Here is a 19614-nt window from a genome sequence, read left to right as displayed (position 1 = left end):
ATAGAAAGAATCAAAAAAGTTGCTATCGTTACTCAGAATAAAATCGTAACTATCGTCAAAATGACTCCCGAGAGATTCAATCATCCCCATTACTTAAGCGCTCCAATGCAATTTTTATTCAGAAAGAAAATATTTTAGACTAAACATGCACATTGTTCTAAGTAATTATCGTTTTCACTCAGATGATATTCCAAGGCTGCAGATACGAGTAGTCTTATAGCCAGCCGGGATAAATTACTCGCTAAACTCTTCTAAGATAATCTTTAGGCGTACATCCAGTCCAACGTTTAAACGCTCTCAAAAAGCTAGCGGACTCAGCGTAACCTAACTGATCAGCCAATGCGGCCACTGACACTTTCCCTGCAGCCATCATCCCTAGACAGCGCTGTTTCTTATGCTCATCCAGGATACCTTGGTAACTCGTGTTGGCAGCGCTTAGTTTTCTGCGGAAGGTACGCTCACTCACAGAAAACATCTTTGCCACTTCAGGAACGCTTGGAAAGCGCCCTTCGTAGCCTTCAATGACTTGCTTGGTTTGTGAAACAATATCTTCATCTTGCGAATAGAACTTACGTAATAGCTCATAAGCTTGAACTCGATATAGCTGATGAGCGAGAGGGTTCCCGTGCTTCATCGCCACACTCAAAATGACGCGTGGAAGCCGAAACCAGTTATAGGGCTGATCGAAATGTAAATCAAAGTCGATATATTTCTGATACTCCGCCAAACACTTACCTTCAGGCTTAGGCCGAGCAGTACCTGCAGCAATTAGTATTTCGTTTGGTTTTTCAAGAAACTCCCTTACAAAGATATAGGTTCCCATAAGGTCTCTGTCGGCAATAAATGTCCTGAGTTTAGGTGAGGCCTCTGGTAAGGTATAACGTAGCTCTATCCAATCTTTATCAAAATGCAAAGTCATATGTGAAAAGAGCAGTGATAATGACTGAAATTGAGCGCCAACCTTCAAAGCCTGGTCAAAATTTGGTGCACTCATAAGCAACATTGCATAGGTACCGTATGAGGTAAATGTCACCTGACTGCCTACCTTGACACCAAGAATAGGGTCATTCAGTAAGTCTATTGCTTCTGACACGATATCCAGCTCCAAAGATTGCTCAATCACGGCGGCACCATTCATATTCTGCAAGGACATCCCCCTGCGCCGCAAAAGTTCTTCCGGGTCTGCCCCCAAGTCTTCAACCGCTTTAAACAGTGGAATCAAACCTAATATCGACTGCTTCTTTTTAGCACTGCCTACATACATAAACCCTACAGACCTTTCTTTGAATTAGGTGACCAAAGTAACAATTAACTAGCCTCAACTGTCATTATGGCCGTATTTATCAATTTTTGACAGGAAGCATCCTATATTATGTGACCAACAGTCACTAATCTGCATATACCCACTTTAGCTGATACGAATATTTCAGCAGAAAACTAATAAAAAAGAAGCACGATAACTTTCGCGGTAATTGCAGGAGATCATCATGAACAAAGACTATGAGCAACTCGACGTACTGATCGTTGGAGCTGGCATTTCTGGCATTGGCATGTGCTACAACCTAAAGAAAAAGCGCGCACATACCTCTTTTGCAGTGATTGAAGGTCGAAAAAACATTGGCGGCACTTGGGACTTATTCAAATACCCGGGTATTCGTTCAGACTCTGACATGTATACCTTTTCCTATTCTTTCAAACCCTGGACAGACCGTGAATATATTGGCACAGCTGACCGCATCAAGCATTATCTAGATGAACTGGTTTCTGATGAGAACCTGGACCAGTACATTCGTTTTCAACAGAAAGTCATATCAGCTGACTGGAACTCGGAACAAAACCGCTGGCTTGTCAGTATCGAGCGAGCAGATGGGTCGCAGTACCATATTGCTGCGAAATTCCTTACCTGTTGTTCAGGCTATTACAATTATGAAAAAGGTTACCTGCCAAATTTCGAAGGCTATGATGACTTCAAAGGAACCATTGCCCACCCTCAGCAATGGCCTGTTGATATGGACTACTCAGGTAAGCGCGTTATTGTCATAGGCAGTGGTGCGACGGCCGTCACCGTTGTACCCGCAATGGCAAAGAAAGCAGCTCATGTCACCATGGTTCAGCGCTCGCCAAGCTACGTCTACTCTCGCCCCGCTTCAGACATGTTATTTAGAATAATCTCTAAAATACTCCCGGCGGGCCTAACGAATAGAATCATGCGCGCCAAATACACTACCATGCAGCAAATGGTATTTATGTTATCCAAACGCTTTCCAAACTTTATTCGTAAGCTTGTCAGAGATATGAATAGGAAAGCACTGGCGGGAGCAGCTGACGTCGATACTCATTTCAAGCCCACCTACAATCCATGGGATCAGCGTATGGCCCTGGTACCTGATGCAGATTTATTCAATTCAGTTCGTTCCGGCAAAGCGAGTATCGTCACTGAGCATATAGCGCGCTTCACTGAGAAAGGAATATTGTTGAAGTCGGGCGACGAAATTGAAGCCGATATTATTGTTCCCGCCACAGGGCTCGATCTTCAGCTATGGGGAAAAATGAAACTGAGTGTCGATGGTCACGACGTCGATGCGCCTAAGCTAACCAACTATAAAGGCATGATGTTCAGCCAAATGCCAAACTTTGCTTGGGTCTTTGGATACACTAACTCTTCCTGGACGCTCAAAGCAGAGCTGACCTTTGATTATGTCTGCCGCCTATTGGAACACATGGAGCAAAATGGTTACCAAAGTGTCTACCCTTACCGTGAACCAAACGCCAAACAAAGCACCATTGTTGCACTGAAATCTGGCTACGTATTAAGAGCTCTCGACCGCTTGCCTGGCCAGGGAGAGTCCTTTCCATGGTGCAATAAGGACTTTTACTTCAAAGACATCTTTGCCATCAAACACAGCAAACTCGACGACGGTGTACTTCGTTTTGATGACAACACGCCTCTTGAAGCTTTTCATAAGGTAGAAAAAACTGAAACAAGTACGCCTTCCGTCGCCAAAGAAAAGACACAAACGACCGAAAAAGTTGAGGAGGTAGAAGTATGAAATCTCTACCTCCTGTTGTCTTGATCCACGGAATGTGGAGCACACCAGACATATTAGATGAACTGAAAGACGCCTTTGAACAACAAGGCTACCCTGTACTCGTTCCGAGACTTCCACTTCATTACCCTAAGAATAAGCTATGCGAGGACAAAAGGCGCTCTTTAGCTCGACTGGGTATCGAAGATTATGTCGCCTCTTTAAAGCAAGACATAAATAAATTCACGAGAGCCCATTCAAATCAATCACCGATATTAGTCGGCCACTCAATGGGCGGTTTACTCGCGCAGTTGCTTGCACAAGCGCTACCCTGCTCTCAGTTGATTTTAATTTCCTCAGCTGCGCCTGCGGGCATTAATGCTTCAAGTTGGTCGGTACTCAAAACCTTTGGACATAACTTGTTGAAATTTCCCTTATGGCGCTCGTATACCAATTTATTATTAAGAAATATTCAGTACGGTATCGCGAACACACAGAGCGCTGATATCCACAAGCAACTCACTCAAGCATCTACCTTTGAGTCAGGTCGAGTCACAACACAACTATCTATGTGGTTCTTATTTCGCAAGCCCCCCTCCAAGGTGGATTATCAATCTGTAAGCTGCCCGGTATTAGTGATTGGCGGCACCGAAGATAAAATCACACCGATAAAAATCCAACATAAGATCACCCGAAAATATGGCTCTTCAGCCAGCATAAAAGTTATCGAAGGAGCCTGTCACTATACCGTGGGAGGAAGCTTCTTCCCTCAAATAAGGGAGTCGATCTTTACCTGGCTGGATACAAAACTACCTAAACATAGTCAGGATGCACAAGCGGCGTAAACACCTAAATTAAAATAACAACTTAAGGGTCTTAACATGAAAAGCACTTGGACGAACAAAACAATTCTCATCACCGGCGCGGGCTCTGGTATTGGTCAGGCAATTGCTAAACTATTCGCGCAGCTGGGTGCAAATTTAGTGGTCACTGATATCAACCAAGCAGGTCTTAAAGAGACGAGTAAAGCCATCGGCTCATCAGCCATTATTTCCAAGCAGTCCGATGTCTGCTCAAAGGAGGACTGGCAAGCTCTCGCTAAAGATATTGAGCTTTCATCCGGGCATTTAGATGTACTCATTAATAATGCAGGCATGACGTCTTTTGGTTATTTTGAAGAAACTTCTGAGGCCCTATTTAACAAAGTAATGGATGTAAACCTAAATGGTGTCGTTATGGGTTGTCGAGAAATGATGCCATTACTTGAAAAGTCATCACGCGGCATGATCGTTAATGTCGCTTCAATATTCGGCTTGATCACCATGCCAATGGTAGCGCCCTACCATGCCTCTAAATTTGCCGTTCGCGGATTTACCGAAGCCTTACAACAAGACATGATTTATTCAGGTAAGAATATTGATGTTATTTGTGTGATGCCCGGCGGTATTCGATCCAACATTGCAAATTCTGCTGAAACTGAAGCAGCTAATTCCAATGAGCTTGCCAAACACTTTGAAACGGTGGCACGAACAAGCCCTGCAAAAGCGGCAGAAGTCATCGAAAAAGGCATGCGTAAGAAGACCTTCCGAGTATTAATTGGTGCCGATGCCAAGTTTGTCGATATTCTTTATAAGGTACTACCGACCAGCTACTATAAAGTATCTAACCAGCTTTTAGGCGTTAAACGGTTTTTACGTTCGTAGAACTAACAGAAATGGAAAAAAAGCGGGGATGGAGAGCTACCCCGCATAAAGGGGACTGGTAAACCAGCAAGGTAAAACAGGGACGTACTTTAACGAATTATGAACTTTAGGAAGCCTCGGACTTCATATGCTTACGTGCTGCAAATAAACCAACAAAGCCAGCCGAAAATAGCATCATGCTGCCGAACTCACTACTTGCATCCTGAGCGACACTAGCCGAAGCCTGTGCACTACAAGCAAAGACAAACAGTACAAGTATTGAGATAGAGTTTTTTATAGCTGACAATAGAATTCCTTCACATCAAAAAGATTGATAAACAAGCTTACTGCTTTGATTTAAGTGAAGACTAGCACGGAAGTTCTAACTCAACTGTCAACGAATGTTAAACGACAAGTTATTGAAATATAGTGTGATTTATTTGGCATTATTGCCAGCATAACTGTTCAATAAGCGAACAAAAGGTGCGAAAAATAGGGAGAAAGTCCCCCTTTAGCTCTGAACAGGTAAAACAAGGTCTCCGGCACGCAATCCCGAGACGACTTCGATCATCCCGTTTTCTTTCTGATCGCCAACTCTTATAAAGCGTCGAACAACTTGCTCGTTTTCCAAAACCCAAACAACGTTCAACTGACCAACATAAGCTATACGATCACTAGGCAATAGAATCTGTTGTTTCGTACCCACCGGCACACTTAATTGCGCATACATGCCAGGTAGCAAGCCTTCAGCCTCCAGACGGCTCTTAATCAAGAAGCTTCGAGATGCAGCATTACCTGCTGGCACCATTTCTTCTATTACTGAAGGCAGATTCTTATTCATCGAGGGAATCCTTACCTGCAAGGTGTCACCCAAACTGAGGCCGATCGCCAATTGTTCGCGCACATGCGCCTCGACTCGTAAAGTAGCTGGATTATATAAGGTAAGAAGCTGCATCCCTGGTTGGGCAGTATTACCGGGCTCTGCAAAGCGATCGATTATTAGACCATCAATAGGGGAATGCACCTGAGCATAACCCAGGGCCGTTTGCGCTTCTAACAAAGCCTGTTCTGCACTTTGCTTACCGGCTAACAAGCTATCGTAGTTTGCCTGAGTCTGCTCCAAAGCAGCGTTAGCAATCAAGCCTTTCTGACTCAAGTCCTCAGAACGCTTAAGATTATTCTTTGCTTCCAACAATCGTGCAGACACTGAAGACAAAGCCGCTTTTGCCTGAGACTCCCGTGATAGCAAATCTGCCTTTTCCAATTCAATCAGTAGCTGCCCTTGTTTAACCTGCTGCCCTGCTCGTACATGTACTTTCTCTATCTTGGCTAGAATACGTGATGAGATAAGTGAATTCTGTTTCGCTTCAATACCTGCTGGCACTGGCTCGAACACTTCCTTCTTCACCCGTTCGACCTCAATCGCTTGCCTTAGTAGCTCATCGAGTTTTACCAAACTTTGCTGCTCACTTTGCCCGGGCTTTACCTTGTTATTAAAGGCACCCGCCATCCAGGCAACCATAACGATAAGTAAAGCAATTGCCAGTACAGGTAAGCCCAGTTTTTTTAATACGGAGTCATTTGTTTGCATCTTCGTATCCTAATTTTGCGTGATCAGTTAATGAGTTATTTTCTGGCTTATCGAACACCAACAAGTAAACAATTGGTACCACCAGCAAGGTAAAGATGGTTGAGGCAATGATGCCGAAAATAATAGCCAGAGCCAGGCCACTAAAGACCGGGTCAAGGATAATCACCAGATTACCCAGCATGGTAGTGCCAGCAGTCAGTAGAACAGGCCTCATACGAACGGAGCCCGCCAGTATAAGCGCCTCTTTAAGCTCCACACCCCGGTCTCTGGCTTGAGTGATGAACTCTACGAGTATCAAAGAGTTGCGAACAACGATTCCAGCCAAAGCAATCATGCCGATCATCGCTGTGGCGGTAAATAATACGGGTTCAGGCGCTCCTGCAATCACTCGTTCGCCAAAAAGGTTCAGCGCTGCAAAACCAGGCATAATACCGATAATCGTCAAAGGAATAGCCGACATAATAATCAAGGAAAGACGGACAGATTGTGTCTGTATCTTCAGTACAAAGAAGATACCTGCCAAAGCAAACATAAATGCTAAACCCATATCTCTAAAGACATCTATGGTGATCTTCCACTCGCCTTCACCACCCCATTCGAGCTGGATATTTTCAGGTAGCGACCAAGTCTGTCCGGCTGACTCACCAGTGAATAGCGAAAGAAAGTTGCGAGACTGCCAATCACTAACATTCAGGTTTTCTTGTTTCGCTTCTGCCCCAAGCTGTAAATCGCCACTCACATCAGCAATCACTTCAGCAGGCGTTCTACCAGACAGCTCTGCCATCACATAAACGACCGGCTTTAGGTCTTTATGATGAATTGCACGATCCGAGACATGCTCTTCGAACGCACCTAATTCTCCCAAAGCAACGAGGGGCACCGGTGCACTGTCCAAGCCATAGCGGCTGCTCTGTTTGATCACCCCTGCTTGACCTCTTACCTGCAAACGCGCTAAATCTTCAATCGAGTTTTTATCTGCTTCCGCAAGCTCTAAATAAAGCGGAACGGGTGACGTTTCTCTTTCTTGCTGATAGAAACCCGCTGCCATGCCTTGATTAGCAATAACTAAAGCTTGATTGGCTTGAGCAGAAGAAATTCCAGATAAAGCTGCTGCTGTCTTATCCAGGGTATAGCGAAGCTTTTTCTGTTCAGCCTCGACAGTGGTATCAACCTCCACGACAAAAGGCTCTTTTTCCAGGCGCTCTTTTACACTCAATGCAGCAGCCTGTATATCCTCGTAGGGAGTCAGTTTGTCACCGTACAATTCAGCGACCAAGGTACTCAATACCGGGGGCCCTGGTGGCACTTCCACCACTCTAACCAATACACCTTCTTTATTAAAAGACTTAAGCAAGTCTCTTAAACGCAGCACCACGCCATGAGACTGATGCTCTCTTTCTGCTTTATCGAGTAAGGTCAGCCGCAAGTCTGCCTGATAAGGCATCGTGCGTTGATAGTAACGGCGAACCATACCATTAAAATCGATAGGCGAAGCCACCCCCACAAAGGCGGCTGAAGCGAGTACTTCGTTTACTTGCGTCACTTGTAAGGAGATCTGCTTAGCCAAACTCGCTGTCTGTTCCAAGGTCGCTGACTCTGGCATATCGATAATAATCTGCACTTCATTTTTATTATCAAAAGGCAGAAGTTTTAAGGGAACCCAGCGCATCATAGGTAACATGGCTGCAGCTAGGAATAAGATCAGCACAGCCCATAAGACCCATTTTGCTTTTCTCCGATCATTCAAAAAGGGAGAGAGAACACGTCGGAAAAAAGGGCTCCCGCTATCAGCACGACTGTCCTCACCCTGTTCAGCAACAATGGCCGAAGGTTTCAGAAGTTTACTCGCCAACCAAGGCGTCACTAAAAATGCCACCAGCGTACTGACGCCGACGCTCACTGGCACATTGAAAGCCATCGGCGCCATATAGGGCCCCATCATTCCGGTAATGAAGGCAAGCGGAATAAATGCCAGGACGATAGTGATGGTCGACATTATCAAAGGCACTTTGATTTCTGATATCGCTGCAACAATTTGAGAGGCCGTACCAGGGTCCTGGCTTCCATCTTTGCCACGCAGCTTCTTTTTCAAATATCGTTCAATGTTATCGACACCAGTAATCGGGTCATCGACAAGTAAACCTAGTGATAGAATCAAAGCAAATAAGGTCACACGGTTAATGGTATAACCAAAAGCCATATCCAAGGCCAAGGTCACCCCGTAACTAATGGGTACCGCAATACCAACAACTAAAGCAGGGCGCCAGCCAAGGAAAACCGCGATAAACACCACCACGGTAAAGACCGCAAAGGCCAAGCTACTCGTTAGGTTATCAACCTTCTCATTCGCCGTTGCACCGTAATCACGTAGCACTTCTATGCCGATACTTGTCGGCAATAAATCTGACTTTAGCGCTGCAATAAGCTTATGAACTTCCTGAGCCACACTGACTGCATTGCTTCCCGGCTGTTTGGCGACACTGATAACCGACATCGGTAAATCACTACGTGCGGCGATCGGGACCCCTTCAAATTCTGGATGTGTTTCAGCAAAATCCAACCAGGTATAAGTACTCGCATTGGCAGGGCCGTCAACAATTTCAGCTACATCCTGAAGCGTTACCGGAATCCCATCGACAACATTGACCACCGTCTGTTTTAGACTACTAAGGTCGCGGATAAAGTCGCCGCTTTCGAGTTGAATAGACTCATTGTCAACGAACCAGTTGCCGCTACTTTGAAGCAGATTGGACACCTGTAAAGCTTGCAAGACGTCTGCCGAAGTACTTTGACGCGCTGCCAAACTTTCGGGCTGTAAAAAAATCCTTATCGTTCGTTCTCGGCCCCCCGTTACCTTGACTTCACTGGTATCAGGAATTGCCTGTATATAAGTCGACAGCTCTTCCGCTACCCGCCTTAAGTCATAATCGCTAGCATCGCCTTTGGAATACAAAGCCAACATCATGATCGGCACATCATCCACTTCAACCGGGTTTACGCGCCAGTTTTGTACTGCCTGAGGGACTTTATGTTGATTGGAATGAAGTTTGTTATAGGTATTCAGAATTGCATCTTCACGATCTTCGCCAACATAAAATCGTAAAGTAACAGCCGCCTGACCGCTCATTGAGGTGGAATAAACATTCTCTACACCCGGGATTTGAGCCAGAAGTTTTTCCAGCGGTGTTGTCACCTGCCGTTCTACCTGCTTAGAAGACATACCTGGCGAACTGACTAACACATCGACCATCGGTACAACAATTTGAGGCTCTTCTTCACGTGGAGTGTAGTTCAGCGCGACCATGCCCAATAAAAGCGAGACAATAAGAATCGCTGAAGGTAAGCCACCCGCTAAACTGTAGGCGAGCAAACGTTCGATAAAAGATTTATCTGCTGAAGTCATGCAATTACCCTAAGGTTTAATTAATTCGGCTGGCAAAATACGTTATACAAGTTCTGAATTATCGACTCTACACGAGGGTCGTTTAGCCGGTAATAGATGGTCTGCGACTCCCTGCGCGTTGCCACAAACTCTACTGCTCTAAGCTTTGCCAAGTGTTGCGACAAGGCCGATTGAGAAAGAGGCACCCGCTTATTTAATTCGCCAACTGATAGCTCCCCTTCACTCAAAACACACAAAATCATTAAGCGCTTGCTGTTTGCCAGGTTTTTTAAGAAAGCCTCTGCTTCTGCCGAGCGCGAAGACATTTCATCCAGACTAATATCCATCACCTACACCTTAAATTACGTCTTATGCATGTCACGATAAATATGAATACTAATTAAAAATTGCTAATTTAGCAACTTCTAATATATCATACCTCCCATCACTGTAAATGTTTGAGGTAATAAATATGTTGAGATCGATACCGGACTTAATTCAAGAAATCAGACCTAAAGTACGCTGTGTAACATCATCAAGCGCCAAGCTGGAAATGAGCAATAATGGTGGTATTTTGATTGACGTAAGAGAACCCATGGAAGTGGCACAAAACCCGACACCGAACGCCCTCAACATTCCACGTGGTGTCTTGGAAATGAAGGTATCAGAACTCCACCCACATGAAGAAACACCGCTCTATATCCACTGCGCAACCGGTGCACGCGCCACTTTATCTGCAGAGCAGCTGATGAGAATCGGCTATAAGCATGTATCGGTGATCACTTGTGATATTGAGACGATATGTCAGAGCTAGAATAATTAGAAAGTAGAATGGCACTTACTTAAACTGAATTTCACTTTTTTACAGTGGAAGCCTAGAGAAACATTACTCCTCTGTGCAGCAAAGCGCTCTGTGTCCTCTGTGGTTAAGGGCCTTAGTCTTGAAGATCAAAAACCCAAAAACGAATCCACCACAGAGGACACAGAGCGGCCGATGGCCTGTACGGAGATAATCAAAAAAGGGTTCTTAAATGAATGGCTCCTATTTAATCTGAATTGCACCCTATAGATAATCATTTGTTTAGATGGAACATATGCTTAAGTAAGTGCCGTTCGGTCTAGAGTAAATTTACTCTGACCGCAGCCTCTCCTTCTAATTATGTTAGACTGCCGCTAGTTTTTAAGCGCATCAAATTGAAGGAACTCCCATTAAATGGACTTAGAAGTAAAACCCTATACTGAACAGCCTTTTAGATTCAGCGGCAAAGCACTCGAATTCTTTGGCATTTGGATCGTCAATATAGCTCTCACCATCGTTACGCTGGGCATTTATTCGGCCTGGGCGAAAGTTAGAACACACCGCTATTTTTATGGCAATACTCAGCTTGACGACAGCGCCTTTCAATATTTGGCAAAGCCTGAACAGATTCTAAAAGGGCGAATTTTTGCATCCATATTATTCGGCATTTATTACGCAATAAATTCCTATAATGGCGTTTGGGGTTTGTATGCCGCTGCAGCAGTGACAGTTTTAGTGCCTGCAATCATTGTTCTTTCTATGTCGTTCAGGCTCCGCCACACAGCTTATCGTGGTATTACCTTCCGCTTTGAACGAAACTTCAAGCAAGCTTATTTATTTTATGGCCTACCGGTATTTTTGTTCCTGGCTCTGCTTGTTAGCTCAATATATTTTTCTGTGCCCAGTGAGGTATGGGAATACTCGGAAGTCCCGATTTCTGAGGAGATGCCAGCTGATGAAACGACAGAGATACCTGCCGTAGGAGAAGAAGCAAAAATAGATATTGAGGAAGAGTTTAATATGCCTTGGGGGCTTGCTGCTTTGTTCCCATTGTTTATCTTGGGCTTTCCCTTCTGGCAATACTTAAAAGCTATTTTCCTTGTAAATAACGCTCGCTATGGCACCTCACCATTCAGCTATGGCGCTGGCGCAAAAAGCTTCTATCTTATGTATTTAAAGGCCTCCGGTGTTTTTATCTTAGCGATATCTATTGTACTTTGGACTTTATCCCAGCTAGACCTTATGAATTTTACAAGTGAAGAAACAGCACCGTCTTTTTCAAACCTCATTTTAATTCAGCTGGTATTCTTTACTGTTTATTTATGGATCTTTGCCTACCTTCAAACCAAGCGCCAAAACTTGATATTCAATCATACCCAGATCGAAGAGATGACTTTCTCAAGTACATTGAGCGTTAGCTATATGTTGTATCTATACCTCAGCAATACGATTGCCATTATCTGCTCACTAGGCTTACTCATCCCCTGGTCGATGATCCGTACTGCGCGCTACCGCGCAAGCCAACTAACACTGCTGACAAATCAATCTCTCGATAATTTCGTCGCGGATCAACAAAATCAATTGACCGCAATGGGTGAAGAGTTTGGTGAAGTCTTTGATATCGAAGTGGGAATTTAAATGCTGACGAAGCCTGGTTGCTAACAATGGAGATTTCCGGCTATTTGTACCTAGGGCAAAGCTCATCACGGCTTCCCGCTAAGCTACATTATCAGGAAGGCGGTCAGCTCTGCTTTTTTCCAGAAAGTGAATTTGTCACTGAGTCATCCAATGAACCCTTAAAAAAGGTCGCCATTAAAGATGTCGACATCTCATCACGCATTGGCAATACCCCGCGCTTCATTAGTTTTGGCGATCAATGTCAATTTGAATGTGCTGATAATTTAGCAATCGATGAACTGATTAAAACCGCCCAGCAGGATGGCTACCTCAAAACTAAAACATATTCCGGGCTCGCTCACCGCTTGGAAAGTAAGCTTCAGTTTGTTGCGTTAACCTTAGTTTTGGTAGCGGTCGCTAGCTGGGGTTTTATCGCTTATGGCATTCCTTTTTTCAGCGAAGAATTGGCCCACGCACTGCCCGCTGAAGTATCAACAAAAATTGGTCACGGAGGCTTAGAAATCCTAGATAAGAGCGTGTTTCAAAGCAGTGAATTAGCTGAAGAAGAGCGCGACTCCTTAAGGCAGGCCTTTAATCGCATCGCCGACGAGCTGACAAAGATTGAAGGCCTTGAGCTCATTCCAATGAAAATCGAGTTNCGCAAAAGCGAGTCCATCGGTGCGAATGCTTTTGCACTTCCATCAGGAACCATTATTTTTACCGATGAGATGGTCAAACTCGCAGAGAACCAAGAGCAGCTGGAAACGATCATGCTGCATGAAATTGGACATATCGCTCACCGGCATAGTCTGAGAAGACTGATACAGCAATCCAGCCTAGCCCTATTCATCGTTATCGTAACTGGCGATATTTCAACCACCAGCCAAGCAATTCTTGCCTTACCTGGTGTTCTTCTGCAAGCAGGCTATTCCCAAAAAATGGAGCTCGAGGCTGATGATTTTGCGCTGAAACATTTACAAGAGTTTGGCTTACATCCTGAGGATTTTATTACCTTAATGGAGAACTTAGAATCCCAAGAAAAAGACCAAGGTGCAAACGAGCCCGAAGAAAACATAGGTAGCGTGGAGCCAAAACAAGAATCTGAAATACAGGGCTATTTTTCAAGCCACCCAAGCACGTCAGAGCGGCTAGAACGATTTAGAAATCACCGTCATTGAAGCGCTAAACACTAAAGCTTAGCGCCTCCCCATTTCCCTCTATGCCAGTGAATACCGTAAACAAAACCTTGGCCCAGGCGAGAGAAAGAAAACAAAAGCCAAATCACCAGCAAGGGCGGCTCAAAATAAACTACTGCGATAAGACCTAAAGGAAAGAACACAGCCCATTGAGAAAGCATACTTGTCTTCAAGACTACTTTTACGTCACCACTTCCCAGCAAGGCGTTCATAAGAATCACACCGATAACATCGATAAATATTAAAGCCCCCGTCACCTGCAAAGGTAAGCGAGCCGCGTCAATGGTAGCCGTATCTGAAGTGAAAAAGCGCAAGATAAGCTCTGCATTGAAGGCTAATAACATACCGAGTATCAAGGTTATCCCTCCGCCAATTTTGGCAACATCATAGGCCCAGAGTTTAGCCTTCACCTTGTCTCGTTCACCTAAGCTTGTACCTACCAGCGTTGCAGCGGCCATACCAAAACCAAAGCCTGGCAAAATACATAACATCAGAATATTGATGAGTATATTTAAAGCGGCAACTTCACTAACGCCTATTTTACCCACCATCCAAAACAAGCTGATCATACCAATCGCAATTAACAGCTGCTGAAAACCTGCTGGAATGGTGAGTCTAAAGACGCTAGCAAGATCACTTAAGCTTGGTTTTATACGGAATAATTTTAACGACTCCAGCTTGAAGAAGCCCAAACAAAAATACAGAACAGAACCAACGCCCATGGCAATGGTACTCGCCCAAGCCGCACCATCAGTCCCCATAGCGGCGAAACCAAGGTGACCGAAAATCAATATATAGTTCAGAATAATATTTAGTACATGAATAAACACTAGCGACAACATGTAATACTTTGGCTGACTAATGCCATTAAAGTAACCGCGAAAGGCGTAATTCACCCCCATGAAAACCGTCGCGAGGACTCTGATCTCCCAATAAGAGCTACCTAATTCAGCGACTTCGGTATCGGCATTAAGATATGGAAAAATAGAAGGTATATAAGGATAAATTAAAGCTGTCAGAAGGCTGCCAAATATTACGGCGATCATCACACCTGCAAATAGCGACACCCCAGCTTGCTCGATTTTCTTCTCACCCAAACGACGAGAGGCAACAGCTTGAACACCGCTAGACAGCCCCAGAACCATGGCGCTTGAAACGAAGGCTGCAAAACTCCCTGTTCCTACTGCGGCTAAGGCACTAGCCCCCAGATGACCGACCATTGCGACATCGACGATATTCAGTATATTTTGCGAGATCATACCGCCAATAATAGGCAGAGAAAGTAAAAAAATTAGTTGAAAGCGGTCTAGGGTGATCATTATCGTTCTTATTGTATTTGCTTAATAAGCGCATAATATTTGCACCCCCCCCACACTCGAAACCAGGCTTAAAAATGATTTAGATAATTTCATTCTTGGCGATTAAGCCGGTATTCGGTAAAGTAAGCAGTAATCTAAATTCGCCCTCGCGATATCAGTTTTCAATTTAAGAGAGTTATTATGAGTCAGTTCTGGAGCCCCATCGTTCACAAGCTCACCCCTTACGTTCCAGGTGAGCAACCTAAGGTTTCCAATCTTATTAAGCTCAATACTAACGAGAACCCTTATGGCCCCTCTGACAAAGTTCTCTCGGCCCTGAAGGCTGAAGCGTCTGATTCTCTTCGTTTATATCCTGATCCAAATGCCAGTGAGTTGAAAAGTGCGATAGCCGAATATTACGACCTTGAAGTCGAGCAGGTTTTCGTCGGTAACGGCTCAGATGAGGTGCTAGCACATACCTTTATGGGCTTGCTATCAAATGGTAAGCCGCTACTCTACCCCGATATTACTTATAGTTTTTATCCGGTTTATTGCAGCTTATACGAAATTGAACCTAAGACTCTTCCACTTAGTGAACGGTTTGAAATAGAGCTTAGCGACTACCCAACAGATAATGGCGGCATCATCTTCCCTAACCCTAATGCACCAACCGGTCGTGTATTGCCATTAGACGAAATCGAAGCTCTGCTGAAAAGGAATACTGAATCAGTGGTCGTCGTGGATGAGGCTTATATCGATTTTGGTGGTGAAAGTGCCGTTGCGCTCGTCAATAAGTATCCCAATTTATTGGTTATTCAGACCTTTTCTAAATCTCGTTCTTTGGCGGGCTTACGTGTCGGTTTTGCCATTGGGCATAAAGACTTGATCGATGGCCTTGAGCGAGTGAAGAACAGCTTCAACTCCTATCCGCTTGACCGCTTTGCAATCAAAGGCGCATCGGAAGCGATTAAAGATAAAGCTTATTTTCAAGCCTGCTGCGATAAGACCATTGAAACGCGTGATTGGCTAACACTAGAGCTCGAGAACTTGGGTTTTGAAGTCATGCCTTCTGCGGCAAACTTTGTGCTCGCCAAGCACCTAGATATTGAAGCTGAAGCTCTCGCTGCTGGTTTGCGTGAACAATCGATTATCATTCGCCACTTCAAACAGCCACGCATTAAAGATTATCTTCGGATTAGTATTGGTACACCTGAAGAATGCCAGGCACTGATTGCAGGACTTAAGCGCCTAATCGTGGGATCAGAGTAAAAATAGCTTTTTTTACTCTGACCCGAATGGCACTTACTTAAGCTGAATTGCACCCATTTTACAGGGAAATATTATTCCTCTTTGCAGCGAAGCGCTCCGTGCCCTCTGTGGTTAAGAGGGCTTAATCCTAAAGATCAAAACCCCAAAAACGAACCCACCACAGAGGACACAGAGCGGCCGGAGGCCTGCACGGAGAAACCAAAAGAAGGGTTCTTAAAGGAGTGGCACTTACTTAGGCTTTAATAAAGTGCTCCCGGTAATATTTTAGCTCTTCAATCGAATCTCGAATATCATCAAGTGCCAGGTGAGTACCTTGTTTTTTTAAGCCTGATTGAATCTCTGGTTTCCAGCGCCTAACTAGCTCTTTCAATGTACTGACATCCAGGTTCCGGTAATGAAAGAAGGCTTCTAGCTCCGGCATATACTTCACCAAGAAGCGCCGATCCTGACCAATGGTATTTCCGCAAATTGGCGAGCAGCCCTTATCTACATATTGCTTCAAGAACTCTATCGTATCTTGTTCTGCTTCTCTCTCGGAAGTATTGCTGGCTTTAACCCGAGCAGTCAGACCATTTTCACCATGTGTTTTGGTACACCATTCATCCATAGAGTCCATCAATTCGTCACTTTGGTGAATCGCGATAACCGGCCCTTCCGCCAGGGTATTTAGCTGTGAGTCGGTCACAATCGTAGCGATCTCGATAATGCGCTCTTGTTCAGGATCCAAGCCGGTCATTTCTAGGTCGATCCAGATAAGGTTGTCTTTATGTTTCGCGGGGCTGTCGGTCATCAAAATAGTCCTATGATTAATGCTGGTGCTTGGCAGCTAAAGATAATCACTATATTCGATATAAACAAGCTTCTGGAATACTTTTACTGCTAGAATAGCGCCATTGGTTCTTTTCCTAGCGATTCATCGGAGCTTATGAGCAAACGTAAACTGAATAGACGGCAGCAATGGCGTATCGAAAAAATACAAGCTGAGAAAGCCGCACGTGCCGACCGCAAAGACAAAAAGCTAGGGCAAGAATATGCAGCAAGCGATTTAGGTGAAGAACAAAAAGGCCTGGTCATCGCGCACTATGGCCAACTGCTCGATATCGAACCCAGCGAAATTTGCGAAGGCGAAACAGAAAAACTTGTTCATCGCTGCCATGTCAGAGCAAATGTCGATGCTTTAGTCACCGGTGATGAAGTCGTCTGGCGCCCCGGCAAAGACCAAAGCGGTGTGATCGAAACACGCCTAGAACGCCACAGTTTACTGCAACGCCCAGACAACTATGGGCTGCTCAAACCCGTAGCCGCCAATATCGACCGTATTATTATTGTTGTCGCCACTGAACCCACACCCTACGCTAATCTAATTGATCGTTATCTGGTGGCCGCTGAAACTCTCGACATCAAGCCTGCCATACTGTTTAACAAAAGCGACTTGATTAATGATAATAACCGCGCTCAGATAGAAAAACTCTGCCAAAGCTATGAAGCACTTGGCTATGAAGTACTCAAGACCTCAGCCAATGAAGTCGAGCATTGTGAGTCCACCTTATTCGACTGGCTAAAAAACTACACCAGCGTCTTCGTTGGCCAATCCGGTGTCGGCAAGTCTTCACTGATTCGTAGTATTCTGGGTGATCAGAGCATTAAAGTCGGCGCGCTTTCGGAAGTATCCCGTAAAGGTACTCACACCACGACGACAGCCAAGCTTTTTCATATTCCGGGTGGCGGTAGAATTGTTGACTCACCGGGCATACGAGAATTCGGCTTATGGCATATCAATGAGCAAGAACTGTTGGAAGGTTTTATCGAACTCAGGCCGCATATTGGCTACTGCCGTTTTCGTGACTGCAAACATAATAATGAGCCCAAGTGCGCGATCCTTGACGCCTACGACAAAGGTGAGATTAGTGAAGAGCGCATGAATAGTTACCGCAGAATTAGAGAAACACTCGGCGACAAAGAAACCTACCAATAATACTCAGCCATTAATTGCCTGCATTATTAAAAATCCAATCTATACTCTAGTCATAGTGAGCTATTTTCAATAAATTGCTCGCAACTCCTAACTATCAATCTATTACATTAGCTTTATGACTGACTCAAAAATGCCCGATAGCGCTGAAGGCTGGGCAAACTTTCTGGTGACAAAGTCACTTCCCTCGCCATTTAAAGTGGGTCAAAAAGTCATTCGTATGCTAGAAAAAAAGGTTATTCCATACTCTCATCTGGCTGCTCACGTTAATAAAGACCCAATCTTGGCTTTTTACGTCATGTCACACGCCAATGATAGCCAGCTAGAAGATACACCGAGCAGTAAGACACTGGCACACGCCATTAGTATGATTGGCATTGAGCGCCTAACAGAGCTGATAAACGAGCAACCCTTTAAAGCTATTTCCTTAAAGAGTATTACCAGTTTCTACTACCTTCGAACACTATCAACCAGTTTATATGCAGGCCACCTCGGTCGAGCCATCGCTAAAAGAAAAGGTAAAGGAAACCCCGAAGACGTTTATTGGTCCAGCTTGTTTCTGGGTGCGCCTATCTGGTATTTATGGCGCTTTGCAACGCCTGAAATGCGTTTAGTACGCTATGCCATTCGTTCCAACTACAAGCTCCCCCATGTTGCCGAGAAAGAAGTATTAGGCGGTACAATCGTCGATGTCACGACCGCTCTGGCTAAAAAGCTAAACGTTCCTGCCCTGGCTCAGGCATGCTATCAACCAGATAAACAATTAAGCCATAAGCAATGGGTCACTATTGCCCGCTCTTTTAGCCCTGATGGGAAACCGCTCCGTGTTGAAGATCGCGACATTAATATGCTGATGCAGTCTCCACATTTTGTCGTGATGCTGGCAAACCTGATTGCTCACTATTCTTCATATTGCTGGTATTCAAGGGCAACATTAAGAGCACAACGGATTCTGGCTTGCTACTTAAACTGCTCGGTTGATGAAGCGATTCAGCTAACTCATGAAGCTGCTGCAGATATGTCACGCGCTCATCCTATGCCAGGCGTAATGCAACCGGCTGCTAAATTATTCGTGCCACCACGCAAGCGCACTAAAGCACAAAGTGAGTGCCAACTCAGTGAATTCCAGTCAGATGCCTATGCGCCATCTCAGAAGGGAAAAGCAGCGCCCCCTGCTCCAGAAGCGCCAATAGCCAGCTCTACTAAAACTAACAAGCTTGAAGACACCAGACAACACGAGAACCGGGACGTACCGAAACCTGAAAAAATTAATGCACCGACTAATAAAGAAGGCATTGCTGAAAAAGCGCAAGCAAACGGGCCGCTTTCACGGAACCCCTTATATACTGAGCTAACACATATCATGGCTCATCGCCCGCAGGAGTTTACCGACCTACATGAGCTGATGAATGCCGCGACCCAAGGCATTGCCTACGGCATTGAGTTAGAACGAGCATGCGTGGGTCTGATAAGCAAAGACCGCAGCCGCTTTAAAAACTATTATTCAGTCGGGTGCCAAGATCACCCTGAACTTAAGGATTTTGAAAGCAAAATAATCAAGAATACTATTTTTGAGAAATTATGCTCTCGCCCAGCCAGTATTTGGGTGAAACCCTCTAGTGACAAGAAGATACTCGACCTGATTCCCATGAATTTCAAGGGCGCCACCGACTCAAAAGAGTTTTTCTTAATGTCGGTATTTGTTGGCAAAAAACCGGTTGCCCTTTTCTTCGCAGATAACACTGACAACCAAACACTCACCGACGCTCACTATAAACAATT

16 protein-coding genes are annotated in these 19614 nt (G+C 44.8%); 9 read left to right on the top strand and 7 right to left on the bottom strand.

Going from position 1 to position 19614, the window contains the following annotated elements:
• Nucleotides 1-241: 241 nt before the first annotated feature.
• Nucleotides 242-1264: an AraC family transcriptional regulator gene (locus tag A3766_RS14225; protein WP_068515881.1), complete on the bottom strand. Its 1023-nt coding sequence runs from the start codon at nucleotides 1262-1264 to the stop codon at nucleotides 242-244.
• A 223-nt stretch (nucleotides 1265-1487) separates the two neighbouring features.
• Between A3766_RS14225 and A3766_RS14220 the strand changes: the two genes are divergently transcribed.
• Genes A3766_RS14220 through A3766_RS14210 form a run of 3 tightly spaced genes read left to right on the top strand, consistent with a single transcriptional unit; the run spans nucleotide 1488 to nucleotide 4729 of the window.
• Complete coding sequence (locus tag A3766_RS14220; protein ID WP_068515883.1) at nucleotides 1488-3050, top strand: NAD(P)/FAD-dependent oxidoreductase; 1563 nt, start codon at nucleotides 1488-1490, stop codon at nucleotides 3048-3050.
• Nucleotides 3047-3871: an alpha/beta hydrolase gene (locus tag A3766_RS14215; RefSeq protein ID WP_068634556.1), complete on the top strand. Its 825-nt coding sequence runs from the start codon at nucleotides 3047-3049 to the stop codon at nucleotides 3869-3871. Before A3766_RS14220 ends, A3766_RS14215 begins: the two co-directional genes overlap by 4 nt.
• Before the next feature lie 36 nt (nucleotides 3872-3907).
• On the top strand, nucleotides 3908-4729 hold the full coding sequence (locus A3766_RS14210; protein ID WP_068515889.1) for an SDR family oxidoreductase: 822 nt from the start codon (nucleotides 3908-3910) through the stop codon (nucleotides 4727-4729).
• A 106-nt stretch (nucleotides 4730-4835) separates the two neighbouring features.
• On the opposite strand, the gene A3766_RS14205 is transcribed toward A3766_RS14210, so the two are convergent.
• From A3766_RS14205 to A3766_RS14190, 4 genes are all read right to left on the bottom strand, one after another.
• A complete protein-coding gene (locus tag A3766_RS14205; RefSeq protein ID WP_068512752.1) occupies nucleotides 4836-5015 on the bottom strand; it encodes a hypothetical protein in 180 nt (59 codons plus the stop codon).
• Between the two features lie 204 nt (nucleotides 5016-5219).
• Nucleotides 5220-6299, bottom strand: coding sequence for an efflux RND transporter periplasmic adaptor subunit (locus A3766_RS14200; protein WP_068515892.1), 1080 nt, complete (start codon nucleotides 6297-6299; stop codon nucleotides 5220-5222).
• A complete protein-coding gene (locus tag A3766_RS14195) occupies nucleotides 6286-9702 on the bottom strand; it encodes an efflux RND transporter permease subunit (protein WP_068553430.1) in 3417 nt (1138 codons plus the stop codon). Before A3766_RS14195 ends, A3766_RS14200 begins: the two co-directional genes overlap by 14 nt.
• Before the next feature lie 20 nt (nucleotides 9703-9722).
• Nucleotides 9723-10028, bottom strand: coding sequence for a helix-turn-helix transcriptional regulator (locus tag A3766_RS14190; RefSeq protein WP_197470031.1), 306 nt, complete (start codon nucleotides 10026-10028; stop codon nucleotides 9723-9725).
• A 125-nt stretch (nucleotides 10029-10153) separates the two neighbouring features.
• On the opposite strand from A3766_RS14190, the gene A3766_RS14185 reads away from it, so the two are divergent.
• From A3766_RS14185 to A3766_RS14175, 3 genes are all read left to right on the top strand, one after another.
• On the top strand, nucleotides 10154-10495 hold the full coding sequence (locus A3766_RS14185; RefSeq protein WP_068509654.1) for a rhodanese-like domain-containing protein: 342 nt from the start codon (nucleotides 10154-10156) through the stop codon (nucleotides 10493-10495).
• Between the two features lie 399 nt (nucleotides 10496-10894).
• Complete coding sequence (locus A3766_RS14180; protein ID WP_068509657.1) at nucleotides 10895-12118, top strand: YjgN family protein; 1224 nt, start codon at nucleotides 10895-10897, stop codon at nucleotides 12116-12118.
• A 26-nt stretch (nucleotides 12119-12144) separates the two neighbouring features.
• Entirely contained in the window at nucleotides 12145-13275 is a 1131-nt protein-coding gene (locus A3766_RS14175) for a M48 family metallopeptidase (RefSeq protein ID WP_068642389.1), read from the top strand.
• Nucleotides 13276-13286: 11 nt separating this feature from the next.
• Here the strand turns inward: A3766_RS14175 and A3766_RS14170 are convergent, their stop codons facing one another.
• Nucleotides 13287-14612: an MATE family efflux transporter gene (locus tag A3766_RS14170; protein ID WP_068509662.1), complete on the bottom strand. Its 1326-nt coding sequence runs from the start codon at nucleotides 14610-14612 to the stop codon at nucleotides 13287-13289.
• Between the two features lie 180 nt (nucleotides 14613-14792).
• Between A3766_RS14170 and hisC the strand changes: the two genes are divergently transcribed.
• Nucleotides 14793-15860 carry a histidinol-phosphate transaminase gene (hisC, locus tag A3766_RS14165; RefSeq protein WP_068509665.1) on the top strand — a complete coding sequence of 356 codons (1068 nt, stop codon included), beginning with the start codon at nucleotides 14793-14795 and terminating at the stop codon, nucleotides 15858-15860.
• Nucleotides 15861-16092: 232 nt separating this feature from the next.
• Here the strand turns inward: hisC and orn are convergent, their stop codons facing one another.
• The gene (gene orn, locus A3766_RS14160) at nucleotides 16093-16650 is read right to left on the bottom strand and encodes an oligoribonuclease (protein ID WP_068509667.1); all 558 of its coding nucleotides are present in this window, start codon (nucleotides 16648-16650) and stop codon (nucleotides 16093-16095) included.
• A gap of 135 nt (nucleotides 16651-16785) precedes the next feature.
• On the opposite strand from orn, the gene rsgA reads away from it, so the two are divergent.
• The gene (gene rsgA / locus A3766_RS14155) at nucleotides 16786-17835 is read left to right on the top strand and encodes a small ribosomal subunit biogenesis GTPase RsgA (RefSeq protein WP_068553429.1); all 1050 of its coding nucleotides are present in this window, start codon (nucleotides 16786-16788) and stop codon (nucleotides 17833-17835) included.
• A gap of 115 nt (nucleotides 17836-17950) precedes the next feature.
• A partial coding sequence (locus A3766_RS14150; RefSeq protein WP_082907125.1) for an HDOD domain-containing protein occupies nucleotides 17951-19614 on the top strand: 1664 nt, incomplete at its 3' end.

This window comes from Oleiphilus sp. HI0132, assembly GCF_001635845.1.
The sequence above is the reverse complement of the archived record's forward strand: the minus strand, read 5'-3'. Positions and strand labels throughout refer to the sequence as shown.